At 68.5% G+C, this 16,387-nt stretch carries 15 protein-coding genes and 1 pseudogene; 11 read left to right on the plus strand and 5 right to left on the minus strand.

Annotated features, from left to right (window positions below):
* Positions 1–57: 57 nt before the first annotated feature.
* The 9 genes from tsaB to ACIQ67_RS09310 all read left to right on the plus strand — a co-directional run bounded on the left by tsaB (position 58) and on the right by ACIQ67_RS09310 (position 9,366).
* Entirely contained in the window at positions 58–774 is a 717-nt protein-coding gene (gene tsaB / locus ACIQ67_RS09270) for a tRNA (adenosine(37)-N6)-threonylcarbamoyltransferase complex dimerization subunit type 1 TsaB (RefSeq protein WP_397534082.1), read from the plus strand.
* A gap of 5 nt (positions 775–779) precedes the next feature.
* Complete coding sequence (rimI, locus tag ACIQ67_RS09275; protein WP_397534083.1) at positions 780–1,286, plus strand: ribosomal protein S18-alanine N-acetyltransferase; 507 nt, start codon at positions 780–782, stop codon at positions 1,284–1,286.
* On the plus strand, positions 1,283–2,116 hold the full coding sequence (locus ACIQ67_RS09280; protein ID WP_397534084.1) for a uracil-DNA glycosylase family protein: 834 nt from the start codon (positions 1,283–1,285) through the stop codon (positions 2,114–2,116). Before rimI ends, ACIQ67_RS09280 begins: the two co-directional genes overlap by 4 nt.
* A 19-nt stretch (positions 2,117–2,135) precedes the next feature.
* On the plus strand, positions 2,136–4,505 hold the full coding sequence (locus ACIQ67_RS09285; protein WP_397534085.1) for a putative bifunctional diguanylate cyclase/phosphodiesterase: 2,370 nt from the start codon (positions 2,136–2,138) through the stop codon (positions 4,503–4,505).
* A 16-nt stretch (positions 4,506–4,521) separates the two neighbouring features.
* Positions 4,522–5,640 (plus strand): class I SAM-dependent methyltransferase, encoded by a 1,119-nt coding sequence (locus ACIQ67_RS09290; protein ID WP_397534086.1) that lies wholly within the window; start codon positions 4,522–4,524, stop codon positions 5,638–5,640.
* A gap of 132 nt (positions 5,641–5,772) precedes the next feature.
* Positions 5,773–6,837 (plus strand): hypothetical protein, encoded by a 1,065-nt coding sequence (locus ACIQ67_RS09295; protein WP_397534087.1) that lies wholly within the window; start codon positions 5,773–5,775, stop codon positions 6,835–6,837.
* On the plus strand, positions 6,837–7,709 hold the full coding sequence (locus ACIQ67_RS09300) for a hypothetical protein (RefSeq protein WP_397534088.1): 873 nt from the start codon (positions 6,837–6,839) through the stop codon (positions 7,707–7,709). Before ACIQ67_RS09295 ends, ACIQ67_RS09300 begins: the two co-directional genes overlap by 1 nt.
* A gap of 66 nt (positions 7,710–7,775) precedes the next feature.
* Entirely contained in the window at positions 7,776–7,988 is a 213-nt protein-coding gene (locus ACIQ67_RS09305; protein ID WP_397534089.1) for a transposase, read from the plus strand.
* Between the two features lie 919 nt (positions 7,989–8,907).
* Positions 8,908–9,366, plus strand: a complete 459-nt coding sequence (locus tag ACIQ67_RS09310; protein WP_397534090.1) for a DUF4124 domain-containing protein — start codon at positions 8,908–8,910, stop codon at positions 9,364–9,366.
* Between the two features lie 137 nt (positions 9,367–9,503).
* Here ACIQ67_RS09310 and ACIQ67_RS09315 read toward each other — a convergent pair whose 3' ends face one another.
* The 4 genes from ACIQ67_RS09315 to ACIQ67_RS09330 all read right to left on the minus strand — a co-directional run bounded on the left by ACIQ67_RS09315 (position 9,504) and on the right by ACIQ67_RS09330 (position 14,551).
* Complete coding sequence (locus ACIQ67_RS09315) at positions 9,504–10,727, minus strand: multifunctional CCA addition/repair protein (protein WP_397534091.1); 1,224 nt, start codon at positions 10,725–10,727, stop codon at positions 9,504–9,506.
* A 5-nt stretch (positions 10,728–10,732) separates the two neighbouring features.
* Positions 10,733–11,404 (minus strand): glutathione S-transferase, encoded by a 672-nt coding sequence (locus ACIQ67_RS09320; protein WP_397534092.1) that lies wholly within the window; start codon positions 11,402–11,404, stop codon positions 10,733–10,735.
* 118 nt (positions 11,405–11,522) lie between these two features.
* The gene (locus ACIQ67_RS09325; protein WP_397534093.1) at positions 11,523–12,494 is read right to left on the minus strand and encodes a complex I NDUFA9 subunit family protein; all 972 of its coding nucleotides are present in this window, start codon (positions 12,492–12,494) and stop codon (positions 11,523–11,525) included.
* On the minus strand, positions 12,491–14,551 hold the full coding sequence (locus ACIQ67_RS09330) for a lytic transglycosylase domain-containing protein (RefSeq protein ID WP_397534094.1): 2,061 nt from the start codon (positions 14,549–14,551) through the stop codon (positions 12,491–12,493). The genes ACIQ67_RS09325 and ACIQ67_RS09330 overlap by 4 nt, the downstream gene beginning before the upstream one ends.
* On the opposite strand from ACIQ67_RS09330, the gene ACIQ67_RS09335 reads away from it, so the two are divergent.
* Together ACIQ67_RS09335 and ACIQ67_RS09340 are read left to right on the plus strand one after the other, a co-directional pair.
* Positions 14,550–15,146, plus strand: coding sequence for a 5-formyltetrahydrofolate cyclo-ligase (locus tag ACIQ67_RS09335; RefSeq protein ID WP_397534095.1), 597 nt, complete (start codon positions 14,550–14,552; stop codon positions 15,144–15,146). The two genes, ACIQ67_RS09330 and ACIQ67_RS09335, sit on opposite strands and share 2 nt — an antisense overlap.
* Before the next feature lie 39 nt (positions 15,147–15,185).
* Positions 15,186–16,031 carry a PA4780 family RIO1-like protein kinase gene (locus ACIQ67_RS09340; protein ID WP_397534096.1) on the plus strand — a complete coding sequence of 282 codons (846 nt, stop codon included), beginning with the start codon at positions 15,186–15,188 and terminating at the stop codon, positions 16,029–16,031.
* A 14-nt stretch (positions 16,032–16,045) separates the two neighbouring features.
* On the opposite strand, the pseudogene ACIQ67_RS09345 reads toward ACIQ67_RS09340, so the two are convergent.
* Positions 16,046–16,387 (minus strand): annotated as a pseudogene (locus ACIQ67_RS09345) (hypothetical protein); the annotation flags it as partial.

Raw genomic sequence — 16,387 nt, forward strand, 5'->3', positions numbered from 1 at the left:
TTCCCCGACGCGACCCGCGTCTGCCCCTGTGGCGGGGCCGGCCAGACCCTAACCGACATGACTGTTCTGCTGGCCCTCGATAGCTCGACCGACACCCTGACCCTGGCCCTGAGCGGGCCGCAGGGTCTGCGGGTCTACGAGGGCGAGGGCGGCGCGCGGGCTTCCGAGCTCATGGTGCCGCAGGCGATGGCCTTGCTGGTCGCCGAAGGCCTGACCCTGACGCAGGTGGATGCGATCGCCTTCGGCCGCGGCCCAGGCGCCTTCACCGGCCTGCGCACCGCCTGTGCGGTGGCCCAGGGCCTGGCTTTCGGCGCGAGCAAACCGGTGCTGGCCATCGACAGCCTGATGCTGGTGGCCGAGGACGCGCGCTTGCAGGCCCAGGCGCAGGGTCAGGTCTTGCCTGAGCCGCTGTGGGTGGCCATGGATGCCCGCATGTGCGAGGCTTATGCCGCGGCCTATGCCTGGCGCGCGGGCGTCTGGCACACCGTGGCCGAACCGGCGCTGTACAGCCCTCAGGCCCTGCTGGCGCTGTGGGGCGGGGCGCCACAGGCGCTGTGTGGGTCCGCGCTTGCCGAGTTCCCCGAGCTTGCCGCAGCAGCGAGTGTCAGTTGGCCCCAGCAGCGCCAGCGCGGCGCGGCACTGGCCGCATTGGCCTGCCAGGCCTGGGAGCAGGGCCTGCAGCTGGACGCCGCCGAAGCCGTGCCGCTGTATGTGCGCGACAAGGTGGCCCAGACCACGGCCGAACGCCTGGCCGCCAAGGCCCTGCAGGTGTGACGCGCATGAGTGCGACCTTGGGGCCTAGGCCAGCGAGCGCAGAGCCACGTGGGCTGGCCTTGCGGCCGATGCAGATCGGCGATCTGGATGCGGTGCTCGATCTGGAGCAGCGCGCCTATCCGTTCCCGTGGACGCGTGGCAACTTCATCGATTCATTGGCCGCAGGCTATCTGGCGCAGGTGCTGCACGATGCGCAGGGCCAGTTGCTGGGCTACTTTCTGGCCATGCCCGGCGTGGCCGAGATGCACCTGCTGAACATCGCCGTTGAGCCGCAGCAGCAAGGCCAGGGCCATGCCCGGCGCATGCTGGATGCGCTCAATGCGCTGGCGCGCCAGCAGCGCTGCGAGCAGATCTGGCTGGAAGTGCGGCTCAGCAATGCCCGCGCCCGCGAGGTCTACCAGCGCTATGGCTATGTCGAGACCGGCATCCGGCGCGCCTACTACCCGGCGGTGGCCGGCCAGCGCGAGGATGCGGTGCTAATGAGCCTTGTGCTGGATGAGGTGGGGCCATGAGCAACTGGGACGAGCGCCAGCGCGCCATGCTGGAAGCGATGGGGCTGCGGGTGTGGCAGAAGAGCGCCGCGCCTTCGGAGCTGCCAGCGGCGCACGAAGTTCCGGCGCCTGCTGCCGCGGCCCCGATGCCTGCCGAGCGCAGCGAGCCGCCGCTCGCCAGACCTGCTGCAGCGCCGCCGTCGCTTGCCCTCCCGCCCGCGATGCCGCCGCGCAGCGCTGCTGCTGTATCGGCCCCGGCAGGTCCGGTCGCCCAGATGGGCTGGGACGAGCTGCGCAGCGCGGTGGCCGGCTGCCGCGCCTGCGGGCTGTGCGAGGGGCGCAAGAACACCGTGTTCGGCGTCGGCAACGAGCAGGCGCACTGGATGATCGTCGGCGAGGCACCGGGCGAGCAGGAAGATCAGCAGGGCGAGCCCTTCGTCGGCCAAGCCGGCAAGCTGCTGGACAGCATGCTGCGCGCCATCCAGCTCAAGCGCGCGCCGGGCACGCCCGAGCAGCAGGTCTTCATCGCCAACACGCTGAAGTGCCGGCCGCCGCGCAACCGCAACCCCGAGCCGCAGGAGCTGGCCCAGTGCGCCCCGTTTCTTGAGCGGCAGATCGCGCTGGTGCAGCCGCGCATCATCCTGGCGATGGGGCGTTTCGCGGTGCAGTCGCTGCTGCAGAGCAATGAGGCCATCGGCCGGCTGCGTGGCCGGGTACATGACTATCAGGGCATCCCGGTGATCGTCACCTACCATCCCGCGTATCTGCTGCGCAATCTGCTCGACAAGGCGCGCGCCTGGGAGGATCTCTGCCTGGCGCTTGACACCGTGCAGCTGGCCCGGCCCCGCTGACGATCGAGGAGACTTCTGCATGAGGCACGCACCCGACGCCGCAGCTGATGTGCCGGCCTTCGAGCTGCTGCCAGCCGCCTTCGCGCTGCTGTCTGCCCAGGGGCAGCTGCTGCAGGCCAATGCGCGCTTCCGGACCTTGAGCGGGACTGCAGCTGCTTGGTCCTGGCTCAACGGCGGTTCCGCTGAAGCGCTGCTGGCAGCCTTGTGCCAGCAGCGGGACTTCACGCTGGAACTGCAGGCCGCAGGCTCGGAAACCTGGCTGGCCTGCCAGGGGCGCTGGGACGCGACGCTCTCAGCGCACGCCTGCCTGTGGCAGCCAATGGGCGCTCCGCTGGCGGCGCAACAGGCCATGGCCGATCAGCTGGCGCAGTTCCGCCTGCTGGCCGACAACGTGCCTGCACAGATTGCCTTGTACGAAGCGCAGGGCTTGCGCTGTCAGTTCGCGAACCGGGCCTATGCCAGCGCCTTCGGTCTCGACCCGCAAGACATCGTGGGACGCACCTTCCAGCAGGTAATCGGCGCGGAAGCCACCGCCGTGATTCAGCCCTCGGTCGACCGGGTGCTGCAGCAGGCCCAGCCTGTGACCTATGTGCGCGAGTTGCTCGGGCGTGACAGCAAACGCCGCTGGATCGAGGTCAGCCTGCTGCCTCATCTGGTCGAAGGCGGTAAGGTGGCCGCTGTGTTTGTGCTCATCAACGACATCACGCGCCACCGCCAAGCCGAGGCCGCGATGCGCGAGTCCGAGCTGCGCCTTGCCAAGTTCATGCAGGCGACGGTGGAGGGCATCGTCTTCCACCACGACGGCGTCATCACCGACGTCAACCCACCGCTGTGCGAGTTGCTGGGCTACACACAGCAGGAACTGGTAGGTCGCCACGCGCTGGGCTTCATCGCTGAGGACGAGCTGAGCAAGGTGGGCCGCGTGATGGCCGAGCAGCGCGAGGTGCGCTACGAAACCGCGGTGGTGCGGCGCGACGGCACGCGCATTCCGGTCGAGTTCATCGTGCGTACTCTGGAGCGTGACGGCGAAAGCCAGCGCATGACCATCGTGCGCGACATCCGCGACCGCGTCGCCGCACAGGCGCGCATCCATCACCTGGCCCAGCACGACTCGCTGACCCAGTTGCTCAATCGCGCCTCCTTCATGGAGCGGCTGGAGCCGGCGCTGGCCCATTCCCGGGCCGCGGCCCAACCGCTGGCGCTGCTGTTCATCGACCTGGATAACTTCAAGCGCGTCAACGACTCGCTGGGCCATCTGGAAGGCGACAAGGTGCTGACCACGGTGGCCGAGCGCATCAGCGATTGCGTGCGCTCGACCGATCTGGTGGCCCGCTTCGGCGGCGATGAGTTCGTCGTGTTGCTGCGCGATGTGCGCGGCCGCGAAGACGTGATGGTGGTGCTGCACGCGCTGCTGTCGGTGGTCGAGGTACCGGTGCGCGCCGATGGCCGGCAGCTCTCTGTCACACCCTCGATCGGCGTGGCCATGTTCCCCGAGCATGGCGAGACCGCGGCCGATCTGATCCAGCATGCCGACACCGCGATGTATCTGGCCAAGGCCAAGGGCCGCGCCAACTACCAGTTCTTCGAACCCGTGCTGGCCAGCCGCGCCTATGCCGACCTGGTGCTGGAGGCCGAGCTGGCCGAGGCGCTGACGCATGGCCAGTTTCGCCTCTACTACCAGCCGCAGATCAGCGCAGCCGATGGCCATCTGCGCGGCGCCGAAGCGCTGCTGCGCTGGCAGCACCCGACGCGCGGCCTGCTCACGCCTGAGGCCTTCATCGACGTGGCCGAGCGCCACCGCCTGATGGTGCCGCTGGGCGAATGGGTGATGCGCGAGGCCGCACGCCAGACCCGGATCTGGCACAAGAGCGGCGTGGCGCCGGTGCCGATCGCGGTCAACCTGTCGGCCATGCAGTTCCGGCTCAGCAGCTTTGCCGACACCGTGGCGGATGTGCTGGACGCCGCCGATGTGCCCGGCGCCTGGCTGGAGCTGGAACTGACCGAGCGCATGCTGATGGACGATGTGGAGGCCGCGCCGGCCACGCTGGCCAGCCTGCGCGCGCTGGGCCTGTCGATCTCGGTCGACGATTTCGGCACCGGCCACACTTCACTGGCCCACCTGACCCAGCTGCCACTGGACAAGCTCAAGATCGACCAGGGCTTTGTCGCGCGCCTGCCTGATGATGCGGCCGCGGCCACCATCACTCGCGCCATCGTGCAGATGGCCGCCGGCCTGCGCCTGGCCGTCATCGCCGAAGGCGTGCGCACGCCGCAGCAGCGCGATCTGCTGGCTTCGTGGGGCTGCGATGCCTTCCAGGGCGAACTGATCTCGCCGCCACTGTCGGCGCAGGATTTCGAGGCCTGGCTGAAGCTGCGCAAGCCCGCCTGATTTCTACAATCGATCCATGAGCATTCACAACGGCCAGCAGGCTGAGCAGTCCTTGCCGGCGCTGATCCGGCGCGAGATCGAGTCAGCCGGCGGCTGGCTGCCCTTCGACCGCTTTATGGCCCTGGCTCTGTATGCCCCCGGCCTGGGCTACTACGCCAACGAGCGCCAGAAGTTCGGCCTGATGCCACAAAGCGGCTCCGACTTCGTCACCGCGCCGGAACTGTCGCCGCTGTTCGGCCAGGCCTTGGCCGCACAGCTGCGCCAAGCGCTGGACGCCACCGGCTGCGACGAGATCATCGAGTTCGGCGCCGGCACCGGCGCGCTGGCTGCGCAGCTGCTGCAGGCGCTGGGCGAGCGCATCAGCCGCTACCGCATCGTCGATTTGTCCGGCACGCTGCGCGCGCGCCAGGCCGAGCGGCTGGCCGCCTGGGCCGGCAAGGTGGAATGGCTGGATGCGCTACCCGATCAGTTCAGCGGCGTGGTGATTGGCAACGAGGTGCTGGATGCGATGCCGGTGCAACTGATCCACTTCGACGGCCAGCAGTGGCAGGAGCGCGGTGTGGTCTGCGCCGACGCCGGCTTTGCCTGGGCCGACCGGCCCAGCGCCCTGCAGCCGCCGCTGGAGGTGGCCGACGCGCGCCTGCACTACCCGCCCGGCACCATCACCGAGCTGCATGCGCAGGCTGAAGCTTTCGTGCGCACGCTGGCCGCGCAGCTGCAGCGTGGCGCCATCTTCCTGATCGACTACGGCTTCCCCGAGGCTGAGTACTACCACCCGCAGCGCCACGGCGGCACGCTGATGTGCCACCACCAGCACAGGGCCGACCCGGACCCGCTGCAACTGGTGGGCCAGAAGGACATCACCGCGCATGTCAACTTCACCGGCATCGCGCTGGCCGGGCAGGACGCCGGCCTCAGCGTGCTGGGCTACACCAGCCAGGCCCACTTTCTGCTGAACTGCGGCCTGGCCGCGCTGATGGAGCAGCAGGCTGAGCTGCCGGTGCGGGCGATGGCGCACAAGCTGATCCAGGAGCACGAGATGGGCGAGCTGTTCAAGGTGATCGGCTTCGCGGTCGAGGGCCAGGAATTCGACGCGCTGGGCTTCACGCGCGGCGACCGCAGCCACACGCTCTGAGCCGCTCGGCGCTGGCGGCACACCCTGAAGGGGGATCGTCCAAACCGGCATGGCGCCCATAGACTCCGCGCGGTCAGCGACAAGACGGCCAAGAGGCTGGCGATGTCTGCGGACTCAAGGGAGGACAACACCATGCGGAAGCAGACGAATCACCACCACCACCACCGTCATCATCACCCAGCTCAGCTGGGCCGATGCTCGGCCCTGGCACTGTCCCTTGCGCTCGCGCTGAGTGCCTGTGGCGGTGGCGGCAACGCTGGCGACCCGTTGGTGCCTGGCCCCGATCCCAACCTCGGCAAGCTGTCGATCACAAGCAGCAACCAGGTGGCGGTGGCGCAGACGGCGGTGTCGTCTTCGCTGTACTTCATGGACAGCAGCGAACTGCTGGTGGGTGCGCAGGCCAACGATGGCAAGGCCCCGACCCGCCTTGCGCTGGCCCTGGTGGAACGCGCGCCGGGCTGGTGGGCCAAGCGGGCCGCCACGCCGCTGGTCACCGGCGCGGTGACGGCCGTGTCGGAAGCCTGCTCGGGCGGCGGACGCATGGACATCAGCCTCGACGACAAGAACAACAACAACAGCTTCGATGCCGGCGACTCGATGGCGATCCGCGCCGTCAACTGCGTTGAGAGCGGCTCCACCATCAATGGCGGCATCGAGATGGTGCTGAGCAGCCTCACCGGCGTTTTCGGCTCCAACAACTACAGCGCTGCGCTGACGCTGCGGATGGACAAGCTCACCGTGGTGTCGGGCCAGGACACTGCCATCGGCCACGGCGAGATGCGCATGGAGAGCCGGGTCACCGGCGCCAACAACTCCTCAGTCACCATCACCGTGCCCAGCTTCACCGTCAGCGGCACGCTGGGCGGCGTGAACTACTCCAACTCGCTGGCCGGTTTCCAGCTCAGGGTGGCCAAGGCGCCAGGCGGCACGCTCTACAACGTCAGCGTCAGCATTACCGGCGCGCTGAGCGGCTCGATGATCGAGTCCAAGCAGATCAGCATCGAAACCCTGGCGCCGCTGGTGCGCAACTGGAATGCGGTTGATCCTTCGACCGGCCAACTGCTGATCAAGGGCGCGGCGTCCAGCCAGCTGCGCATCACCGCGCAGGCCGGCGGCGTGGCCTTGCTGGAGCTCGATGCTGACGGCAACGGCGTTTTTGAGAGCTCGACCACGCGCCGCTGGAGCGATCTGCGCTGATGGCGAGCCGCGGTCTGGGTGCGGCAACGCTGCTGAGCCTGTTGCTGGCCCTCAACGCTGGCACGGCCGCAGCAGCCGCTTGCGCGGCGCCCGAGCCAGGCGCCGCGCTGTGGCTGGGCCACAGCCGCTGGGATGAAAGCGATGCGCAGGGGCGACGCCTGCTGCGCGAATCCGGCACGCTGGCCGGCGCCAGGCTCAGCATGGCGCTGCGCTGCGAGGGTTGGCACGGCGAGGCCGATGCCGGCTGGCGCGCCGGCCAGCGCGACTACCGCGGCCTCAGCAGCAGCGGCGCCGCTATCCGCACCCACAGCGATATCGAGGAGCGCAGCCTGCGCGTCAGCCTCTGGCGGCCGCTGTTGCCACCATCGAATGGCCGCGCCGAGCTGGCGCTGGGACTGCGCGGCGAATGGCGCGGCCTGGATCGCGACCTGGCCTCAGTGGGCCTTGTGCAGGGCTATCCCGAGCAACATCGGCAGGCGGCGCTCGCCCTTGGCCTGGCTGCGCAACAAGGCCGCCTCGGCATCAGCAGCGCGCCAGCTGGCTGGCACTGGGGGGCCGAGCTGTGGCTGGGCGGTGGCCCGCGCGGCACGGTGGATGTGCAGTTGCCCACGGCAGATGCGGCACGGCTGCGCACCGGCCGTTCTGCGTTCGGCGAAGCCGCCTTGTCGCTGCGCTCGCCCGGCTTCGCAGCCCAGTCCGGTCCGGCGGGCTGGGCGCATGAGCTGCGCCTGAGCCTGCGCGACGAGCGCATCGCTGCCGGCCCCTCGGCGCCGCTGTGGCGGCATGGCGTGCTGGTGGGCTCGGCCTCACAACCCAGGCATCGCTTGGTTGATGCAGGTTTGCAGGCGACTGTGGTGTGGCGTTACCGATGAGGGTGATGTGAGCCAGGCATGGGCAGCGCAGGAGCTTGGCGGAGTGAAGATTGGGCGTTGCTTCCCTTGCGACAAGCCACGACTGCCGACCGCCGACAGGGGCGGGAGCTCTACAGCCGCCGCATCACCACCCTGGAGCCAGTGTTCGCCAACCTGCAGCACAACAAGCGCTTGGGCCGCTTCACGCCGCGCGGAACGGGCAAGGAACGGGCGCATTGGCAGCTGTTCTGCCTGGTGCACAACATCGAGAAGCTGGCCCGGAGCGGGTGTGGCGGATGAGTGCAGTGACAGGGCCTGGCGCCCCCATTGCGGGTTCAGCCGGGCTCAGCGAGCCGCGAAGATGCGCACAATGCTCGCGATGAACTCAACCCGCCAAAATCACCTCGCATCAGCTGCAGGCGCTAGGCCTGGGGCTGCGTGAGAGATTTTTTGACAGCTTCGTTAGGCCTCATGTACTGCCCGAATTGCGACGCCGAAGTCTCTGTGAACGCGAAGCTATGCTCCGTTTGCAATGCAGACTTTGCGGAGGGGAGTGCATGGCGGCCATCTCCGAAGCGACCCAACAAACAGACTCCCAAAACCATCTTTTCCAGAGTCCCGAGACTTGCACACGCATGGCAAGCCGTAGCCGTCTTCGTGCTTGCTGGACCACCCATTGGTCTACTGACACTGGCGGGCGTGGTGGCGGAGAAGGAGCCTTTGTCGATGGTGTTCAATCTAATGGCGATAGCCGGCGCGTTCGCCCTTGGTGGACCCGCAGCCGTAATCACAGGCTTCGCTTACTGTGGCCTCGCGCTCGCCGTTGTGTATTCATTCCCACGCGCAAAGGTGCGGGCGCTGTTGGGCGCGCTGCTCGGGGCGATAGCCGCCTTTCTTGGTGCCGTCGTTTTCTACGGCGTTTGGCTACATAGTTCGTCAGAGGTAGCCCTCTTAACCCGGATTTCCATTCCCGCGGGTGTCGCGGCAGGACTGCTTTCTGGGTGGCTCTTGCCGGTAGGCAAGCAACCGGAAACTCTATGAAGCCGTACCCTTCGCTCGATTGCACCCGGGCCGGTATGGCGCTTGGCCCGCGCACCGGCCAGTGCCATCATCCGCGGCGCGAACCAAGCGCCAGACCAGCGCGAACACTCATCGCAAACGTTGTTGTTCAGGCGGCGCCGTTGCGTCGCGCCTTCAACTCTGAACTCAAGGTCCAAGCATGAAGTACTCAGCAGCCAGGCTGTTCATCCTCCATGTCGTCCTCACATCGGTCGCAGCGTCATCGGCGGTTGCTGCTGAGGTCTACAAGTGGGTTGATAAGGATGGCAAGGTGCACTACTCCGAGCGCAAGCCGCCGCAAGCAGTAGAGAAGGTGGTCGACATCAGAATCCCAAGCTCGCCTCCCCAACCCGTGCGCCCGGCAGCGACAGCTACGAGTAGTTCCCAGGAGGCTTCTGGCCCTGCTGAGCCGGTGAAGCGAAAAGAAGACTCTGGACACGGTTCTTCGAGTTCTCGACCGAGGTCATTGTCGGGCGGCAAGATCGACGAGACCAAAGAGTCCAAGTGCAACTTGGCCCGAGATGTGCTCAGTGGCGCAGTCAAGCATGGCAACGGAGCGCCAACGGACGCACACGACCGGCAGGTTGCGCAGAACGACATTCGTCTCTTCTGCAAGTGAGACCGAAGCTTGGCCCTGAGCTTGAGCGGGCCAGCGCCAACGCGGTAGTCGGCATCGACATCGACTATGAAGTGCTTGAGTGAGTGCTCGGCCGCACAGGCTTCAACCGTCCATCAGGCCGGTAAATCGTTCGCTGATCACGCCCCACCCATCAACGCCTGCAGCCTCGCCGCCTGAATCGCCCGCCCCACTGCCTGGCCGCTCAGTCCTTGCGCTAGCGCTGCCGCGCTGATGGCGCCTTGATCGAGCGCCTGCAGGCAGCGCAGATCGGCCAGCCGTGCGGCATGCTGCGGATAGTCGCGGTCTTCCAGCCCCAGGCGCCCGCGTGCATCGCATTCGCAGGCCAGCAGCAACTGCTCGAAGCGCTCTGGGCGGCGCAGCGCGTCGCAGCGCTCCAGCAGGCGCAGCCGCGCCTCGGGGCCGAATCCCAGGCTCTGGTGGATGTGGGTGTGCTCGCGCGCGGCCAGTTCGGCCAGTTCCTTGCAGTCGCTGGGCACGCGCCAGCGCTCGCTCAGCTGCTGCACCAGCGGCACGCCGCGGCCCTCGTGGCCGATGTGGCGCGGCCACTGGTCGGCCGGCGTCAGGCCCTTGCCGAGGTCGTGGCACAGGCAGGCATAGCGTACCGGCAAGGGCGCACCCATGCGCGCGCAGGCGTCCAGCACCATCAACAGGTGCACGCCGGTGTCGATCTCGGGGTGGTGCGCCTCGGGCTGCGGCACGCCCCAGAGTCGGTCGATGGCCGGCGCCAGCCGGGCCAGCGCGCCAGCTTCGCGCAGCACTTCAAGCATGCGTGAGGGGCGGGCTTCCATCAGCCCGCGCGCCACTTCCTGCCACACACGCTCGGCCACCAGCGCATCGACCTCGCCTGCAGCCACCATCTGGCGCATCAGTGCCAGCGTCTCGGGCGCGACGGTGAAGTCGTGAAAGCGCGCCGCGAAGCGCGCCAGGCGCAGGATGCGCACCGGGTCTTCGGCAAAGGCGTCGGAGACATGGCGCAGCACCTTGGCCTGCAGATCACGCTGGCCGCCGTAGGGATCGACGATGGCGCCGCTGTCGGGGTCCAGCGCCATCGCATTGATGCTCAGGTCGCGACGTGCCAGGTCTTGCTCCAGCGTCACCTCGGGCGAGGCATGGAAGGCAAAGCCGTGATAGCCGGGCGCGGTCTTGCGCTCGGTGCGCGCCAGCGCGTATTCCTCATGCGTCTGCGGGTGCAGAAACACCGGGAAGTCCTTGCCCACCGGCTGATAACCCGCTTCCTGCATGGCTTGCGGGCTGGCGCCCACCACCACCCAGTCGGTATCGCTGACCGGGCGGTCCAGCAGTGCATCGCGCACCGCGCCGCCGACCTTGTAGATCTTCATCTCAGTCAGGGCGCGCTGCGATACGGTTCCTCGAAGTCGAGGAAGTCGCGTTCATCCAGAGCCTTAGCCACGAAGGCCTTGACGCCAGCACTTTCGCGCACGCGCTGGGCATAGGCCGCAGCGGCTGGCGACAGCGGCAGCGCGTATGTGGCGATGCGCATCACCACAGGGGCGAAGAAGGCATCGGCGGCGCAGAAGGAGCCGAACAGAAAGGCGTCGGGCGCAGCGGCGCTGAAGATGGCATCGATGCGGACCAGGTCGGCGCGCAGACGTGCGTCGTCGGCCATCAGCTTGGCGCCGATCTCGGGCAGACTGGCTTCGATATTCATCGGGCACTGGTTTCGCAGCGCGCTGAAGCCGGCGTGCATCTCGGCGCACAGGCTGCGGGCGCGGCTGCGCTGGCGCGGCTCGCGCGGCCAGACGCCGCGGTCGGGGTGGCGGTCACCCAGGTGTTCGATGATGGCCAGCGTGTCCCAGACGGCAAAGCCGTCGTCCTCCACCAGCACCGGCACCTTTGCGGTGGGCGTGTAGGCGGCCAGCGCCTGGTAAAAGGCCGAGCCGGGCGTGAAGTCGAAGCGCAGCTGGCGCTCGTCGAAGGCAATGCCTAGTTGCGTCATTAGCACCCAGGGGCGCATGGACCAGGACGAGTAGTTCTTGTTGCCGATGATCAGTTGCATGGTGTGAGGCTCGGTGGCTTGGGCTAAGTGCCAAGCTTAGACGCCGGCGTGGCGCGCCGGGGTGAAAGCGGCGCAAGGCATTGATGCCTGGCGCGCATCGGCACCATCATGATCATCATCAGCGTCGCGCGTTGGCGCGCCAGCGCTCGAGCCGCGCGCAGCCGGTGCCTGGCGCCAGATAGCCCGGCAGCACGGCGGCGGCTGACTGCGGTGTGATGCCCAGCGTCTCCAGCCCCGGCAGCACGCCGCCAGCGACATTGGGCACGCGCATCGAGGCCAGGTTGTCGCGCGACATCAGCGGCACCCCAGGCAGCAGCTCCATCGCCACCGCTTGTAGCCAGGCCAGCGGGCCGGGCAGCGGCAGGATGGGGCGCGGATGGCCGCTCACCCGACCCGCCAGGCGAACCAGCTCGGCCAGCGTGGCCACGGCGGGCCCAGCCAGCTCGTAGGTCTGGCCGATGCTGCTGCGATCACCCACGCAGGCCACCACGGCGCGCGCCACGTCTTCCACCCACACCGGCTGGAAGCGTGCGCTGGCGCCGGCCAGCGGCATCAGCGGCGCCAGGGCCTGCAGCCGGGCGAACAGGTTCAGGAAGCTGTCCTCGCGGCCGAAGATCACCGAGGGGCGCAGCAGCGTCAGCTCCAGGCTGGTGATCTCGCGCAGTGCCTGCTCGCCGCGGCCCTTGCTGCGCAGATAGCGCGAGGGCGCGGCGGCGTCGGCGCCAATGGCGCTGATGTGGATCAGGCGGCGCACGCCGGCGGCCTGGCAGGCGGCGGCCAGGCGGCGCGGCAGCGCCACATGCACCTGCTCGAAGGCGGCCTCGCTGCCCTGCAGGATGGCCACCAGATTGATCACAAAATCGTGGCCCGGCAGCAAACCTTGAAGGTCCGCGTCTCGGTGCACATCGGCCTGCACCACGGTGACGCCGGGCAGCGACTGCACCGCCTGCGCATGCGGCAGGCGGCGCGTGGGTACGGTCAGGCGGGCGCCGCCGCCGTACTCGCGCAGCAGCTGCTCGCAGACCGCGCGGCCGACGAAGCCGCTGCCGCCCAGGATCAGGATCGATGGTGCACAGTTGCTCGTGCTCATGGCAGCTCCGTGTTGATGGCGGGGGCGCCGCTGGCTGCGCGCGGGCCGATGCGGGCACCCAGGCGCTGGCGCAGCCCGGGCTGCTGGGCGGCGCCGCCCAGCAGCTGGGCGTAGATGGTGGTGTTGGAGAGCACGCGCTTGACGTAGTCGCGTGTCTCGCTGAAGGGGATGTTCTCGGCCCACACTGCGGCGTCCAGCGCTGGGCCGTCGCGCCAGCGCCGCGGGCGGCCGGGGCCGGCGTTGTAGGCGGCCGCGGCCATCGCCATTGAGCCTTCGAAGTCGTCCAGCACCAGCTTCAGGTAACGGGTGCCGATGCGCAGGTTCACATCGCGGTCATGCAACTGGCTGGTCTGGAAGTCGGTGATGCCGGCTTTCTTGGCCGTCCATTTGGCGGTGGCGGGCATCACCTGCATCAAACCTGAGGCGCCGACGCTGGAGCGCGCATCGCTGACGAAGCGCGATTCTTGGCGGATCAGGCCATACACATAGGCCGCGTCCAGCCCGTACTCGCGGGCCTGCGCCAGTACGGCTTCGCGGTGCGGGGTGGGGAAGCGCTGTGTCAGGTCGATCTCCTGCCGGGTGCGTTCGCTGGCCGAGATGCAGCGGTCCCAGACCTCGCGGTCGCAGGCCAGCTGCGCGGCGGCCAGCAGCTCGCGATCGCTCATGCCGCGCAGGCTGAAGTTCCATTCGCGCACGCCTTCGCTGCGCATGCCCTTGTCGATCATCATCAGCCCGCGCTGCAGGCCGGGGTTGGCGCTGGCGGCGGCGCGCTCGGCGCTGCTGAGCGGAGCGGGCATCGGCGGCAGGGCCGGGGTCTGGCCCAGATCGTCGGCGGCCAGCTTGCCGTAGAAGCTCAGCGGCGAGGCGATGCCCTGCAGGATGCGCTGAGCCTCGGCGCCGTGTCGCTGGGCAGAAGTGGCCATCAGCGCACGGGCGCGCCAGTATTGCCAGGTGGCGTCCTGGCGGGCGCTGTCGCTCATCAGCTCGATGGCGCGCAGCACCAGCGGCCAATGGCCGCCGCCGGCATTGGCGCGCAGCGCTGCGCGTGCGGCCCAGGCCAGGGTGTCATCGCTCCACTCGGGGGCGGCGCGGCCCTGCAGGATCAGCGCCTTGTCATACAGCTCGCTGGCCTCGGGGTGCAGGCGCATGGCAGCCTGGCGCCCCAGCTGGGCCCAGACCCAGGCGGCCAGATCGGGCGGCAGCTCGGACTGCCAGCGGGCGCGCAGCTGGCTGGCGGCGCTGTCGTGGTCGCCGGCGGCCACGCGCAGAAGGGCCACGCCGATCAGCTCGGCCTGGGTGCGGTTGCTGGCCTTGCGGGTTTTGGCCTTCAGGAAGCGATCGGGCTTGTCCAGCACTTCGCCGAGGCCACGCTCGGCCTCGCGCGACAGCAGCATCACCGCCTGGCGAGCCGTGCGCAGGCGGCCGTTCTCCACCGCGAAACGGATCTTCAGCCAGACATCAGCATCGCTGAGGCGGCCGGCCTTGTGCTGGTGCTCGGCTAGCAGATTGCAGCCGGTGTCGGCCTCGCGCTGGCCCAGCCAGGCGGCGCGCGCGGCGCTTCGCACATCCTGGCCGTCCAGTGCTTCGGTCAGCAGCGCGTAGCAGGTCACATCGCGGTCATCGCGCATGCGGAACTGCTTGTAGTCGCGTGCGAAATTGCCCCAATCGCGGCGGTGGCCCAGTTCCAGCAGCCAGTCGTTGCGCAGCCGGTCTTCCACATAGCTGCCGCGCCAGCGCGCATAGAAGGCGTCGAGCTCGCTTTGCTGGGCCTGGCCGAGCCGGCTGTTCAGGGCCCAGTAGTGGATCCAGGGCGCCAGCGGGTCTTGCGTGTCGATGGCGGCGCTGGCCAGTGCCGCCAGGCGCTTGGTGTCACGCGCCTTGAAGGCGGCCTGGGCTTCATGGATGGCTTCGCCCTTGGACCAGGCAAGACCTGGCCCTGCGACGGCGAGCGCCAGCGCCAGGCTCAGTGCACGGGTCCATCGCGCGGGGCGCGCGGTGGGGGAGGGGGCTGCATATACTGGGGTCAACTTCTTCTGCTTCTCTGTCTGTTCTGCCATGGGAAATCCGCTGTCCGGGCCTCAGTCTGCCAGTGCCGCCTTGCCGCACGAGCGCGCCAGCCTGCGCGCCGAGTTGCTGGCCGCACGCCGGGCCTGGTTGGCTGGCAGTGCCGCACAGACCGCCGAGTCGAACCTGGCGCATCAGTTGGCCGAACTGCTGACGCAGCTTGAACCGCAATGCCTGGGGCTTTACTGGGCGCTTGAGGGCGAATTTAACGCAGCGGCTGCGGTGCTGGCCCAGCACTTCGAGCAAGTCCCTCAGATCGCCTTGCCCTATGCCAAGCAAAGTGGTCGGGAGATGGTCTACCGGCGCTGGGATGGCGAGACGCCAGAGCTGAAAGACGAGTGCGGCATTCCCAGCGCTGCTGGTGCTGTGGTGGTGCCCGATGTGGTGCTGGTGCCCTGCGTGGGCTTCACGCGCGAGGGTTTCCGGCTGGGCTATGGCGGCGGCTATTTCGACCGCTGGCTGGCGGCGCACCCTGGCGTCACCAGCGTGGGCCTGGGCTGGAGCGTCAGCGAGGCGCAGTTCGCGGTGGAGCCACATGACCAGGCGCTGACGCTGATCCTGACCGAGCGCGAGCTGATCGCGCCTTGAATTGAAGGCTGGGGGTGGCCGCGCGGTCACAATGTGCGGATGAAAGCACCCAAGAGACTGCAGGCCCTGATCGATGAGGGGCTGATCGATGCGGTGCAGCGCCAACTGATGAGCGGCAAGGAAGCCACGGTCTATGTGGTGCGCTGCGGCGACGAGATCCGCTGTGCCAAGGTCTACAAGGAAGCCACCGAGCGCAGCTTCCGCCAGGCCGTCGATTACACCGAGAACCGCAAGGTCAAGAACAGCCGCCAGGCCCGCGCGATGGCCAAAGGCACGCGCTATGGCCGTCAGGCCACTGAAGCTGCCTGGCAGAGCGCCGAGGTGGATGCGCTCTACCGCCTGGCCGGCGCCGGCGTGCGCGTGCCGCGGCCCTTCAACTTCCATGATGGCGTGCTGCTGATGGAGCTGGTCACCGACGCCGACGGTGACGCTGCGCCTCGCCTGAACGATGTGCTGTTCAGCGCCGACGAGGCGCTGGCGCATCACGCCACGCTGATCCGCGAGGTGCTGCGCATGCTGTGCGCCGGCGTCGTGCACGGCGACCTGTCGGAATTCAACATCCTGCTGGCGGCCGACGGGCCGGTGATCATCGATCTGCCGCAGGCGGTGGACGCGGCGGGCAACAACCATGCGATGCGCATGCTGCTGCGCGATGTCAGCAATCTGCGTGACTTCTTCGGCCGCTTCGCGCCGGCGCTGCTGGCCACCGACTATGGTCCCGAGATCTGGTCGCTGTTCCAGCGCGGCGTGCTGACGCCCGAGACGCCGCTGACCGGGCGCTTTGAGCGCAAGCTGGCGGCAGTGGATCTGGGCGCGGTGCTGCGCGAGATCGATGCGGCGCGCGACGAGGAAGTCGAGCGGCGCCTGCGGGCGCAGATGGGTTGACGGCCTAAGAGCGGCTAAGCGGCTTCGCCGATGGCTTGGCGCGTCAGCGCGGCCTGCGAAAGCACCCAGTCGCCGAATTGCCGCACTTCGGCGCGCTGGCGGCTGGTCTCGGACAGCAGCAGCCAGTAGGCCAGCGGGCTGTCCATGCGGCGCTCGGGGCCGAAGGGCTCGACCAGATCGCCGCGCTGCAGCGCATCGGCCACCAGGGCCAGCCGCGCCAACGCCACCGCTGGCCGCCCAGGGCGGCCTGCACCTGCTGATAAGTGAAGTTCAGATACATCCAGCGGCGCGGCTGCAGCTGCGGCTGGCCTTGCTCGCTGAGCCAGCGGCGCCAGGTCAGGTAGCGCGCGCCGGGG

It is taken from the genome of Roseateles sp. (assembly GCF_044373315.1).
In the GTDB taxonomy this organism is placed as follows: Bacteria; Pseudomonadota; Gammaproteobacteria; order Burkholderiales; family Burkholderiaceae_C; genus JACDQM01.

Excerpts from the sequence above, each read along its gene's own strand:
- tsaB (WP_397534082.1), top strand. The coding sequence starts at position 58 with ATGACTGTTCTGCTGGCCCTCGATAGCTCGACCGACACCCTGACCCTG.
- rimI (WP_397534083.1), top strand. The coding sequence starts at position 780 with ATGAGTGCGACCTTGGGGCCTAGGCCAGCGAGCGCAGAGCCACGTGGG.
- ACIQ67_RS09280 (WP_397534084.1), top strand. The coding sequence starts at position 1,283 with ATGAGCAACTGGGACGAGCGCCAGCGCGCCATGCTGGAAGCGATGGGG.
- ACIQ67_RS09285 (WP_397534085.1), top strand. The coding sequence starts at position 2,136 with ATGAGGCACGCACCCGACGCCGCAGCTGATGTGCCGGCCTTCGAGCTG.
- ACIQ67_RS09290 (WP_397534086.1), top strand. The coding sequence starts at position 4,522 with ATGAGCATTCACAACGGCCAGCAGGCTGAGCAGTCCTTGCCGGCGCTG.
- ACIQ67_RS09295 (WP_397534087.1), top strand. The coding sequence starts at position 5,773 with ATGCGGAAGCAGACGAATCACCACCACCACCACCGTCATCATCACCCA.
- ACIQ67_RS09300 (WP_397534088.1), top strand. The coding sequence starts at position 6,837 with ATGGCGAGCCGCGGTCTGGGTGCGGCAACGCTGCTGAGCCTGTTGCTG.
- ACIQ67_RS09310 (WP_397534090.1), top strand. The coding sequence starts at position 8,908 with ATGAAGTACTCAGCAGCCAGGCTGTTCATCCTCCATGTCGTCCTCACA.
- ACIQ67_RS09315 (WP_397534091.1), bottom strand. The coding sequence starts at position 10,727 with ATGAAGATCTACAAGGTCGGCGGCGCGGTGCGCGATGCACTGCTGGAC.
- ACIQ67_RS09320 (WP_397534092.1), bottom strand. The coding sequence starts at position 11,404 with ATGCAACTGATCATCGGCAACAAGAACTACTCGTCCTGGTCCATGCGC.
- ACIQ67_RS09325 (WP_397534093.1), bottom strand. The coding sequence starts at position 12,494 with ATGAGCACGAGCAACTGTGCACCATCGATCCTGATCCTGGGCGGCAGC.
- ACIQ67_RS09335 (WP_397534095.1), top strand. The coding sequence starts at position 14,550 with ATGGGAAATCCGCTGTCCGGGCCTCAGTCTGCCAGTGCCGCCTTGCCG.
- ACIQ67_RS09330 (WP_397534094.1), bottom strand. The coding sequence starts at position 14,551 with ATGGCAGAACAGACAGAGAAGCAGAAGAAGTTGACCCCAGTATATGCA.
- ACIQ67_RS09340 (WP_397534096.1), top strand. The coding sequence starts at position 15,186 with ATGAAAGCACCCAAGAGACTGCAGGCCCTGATCGATGAGGGGCTGATC.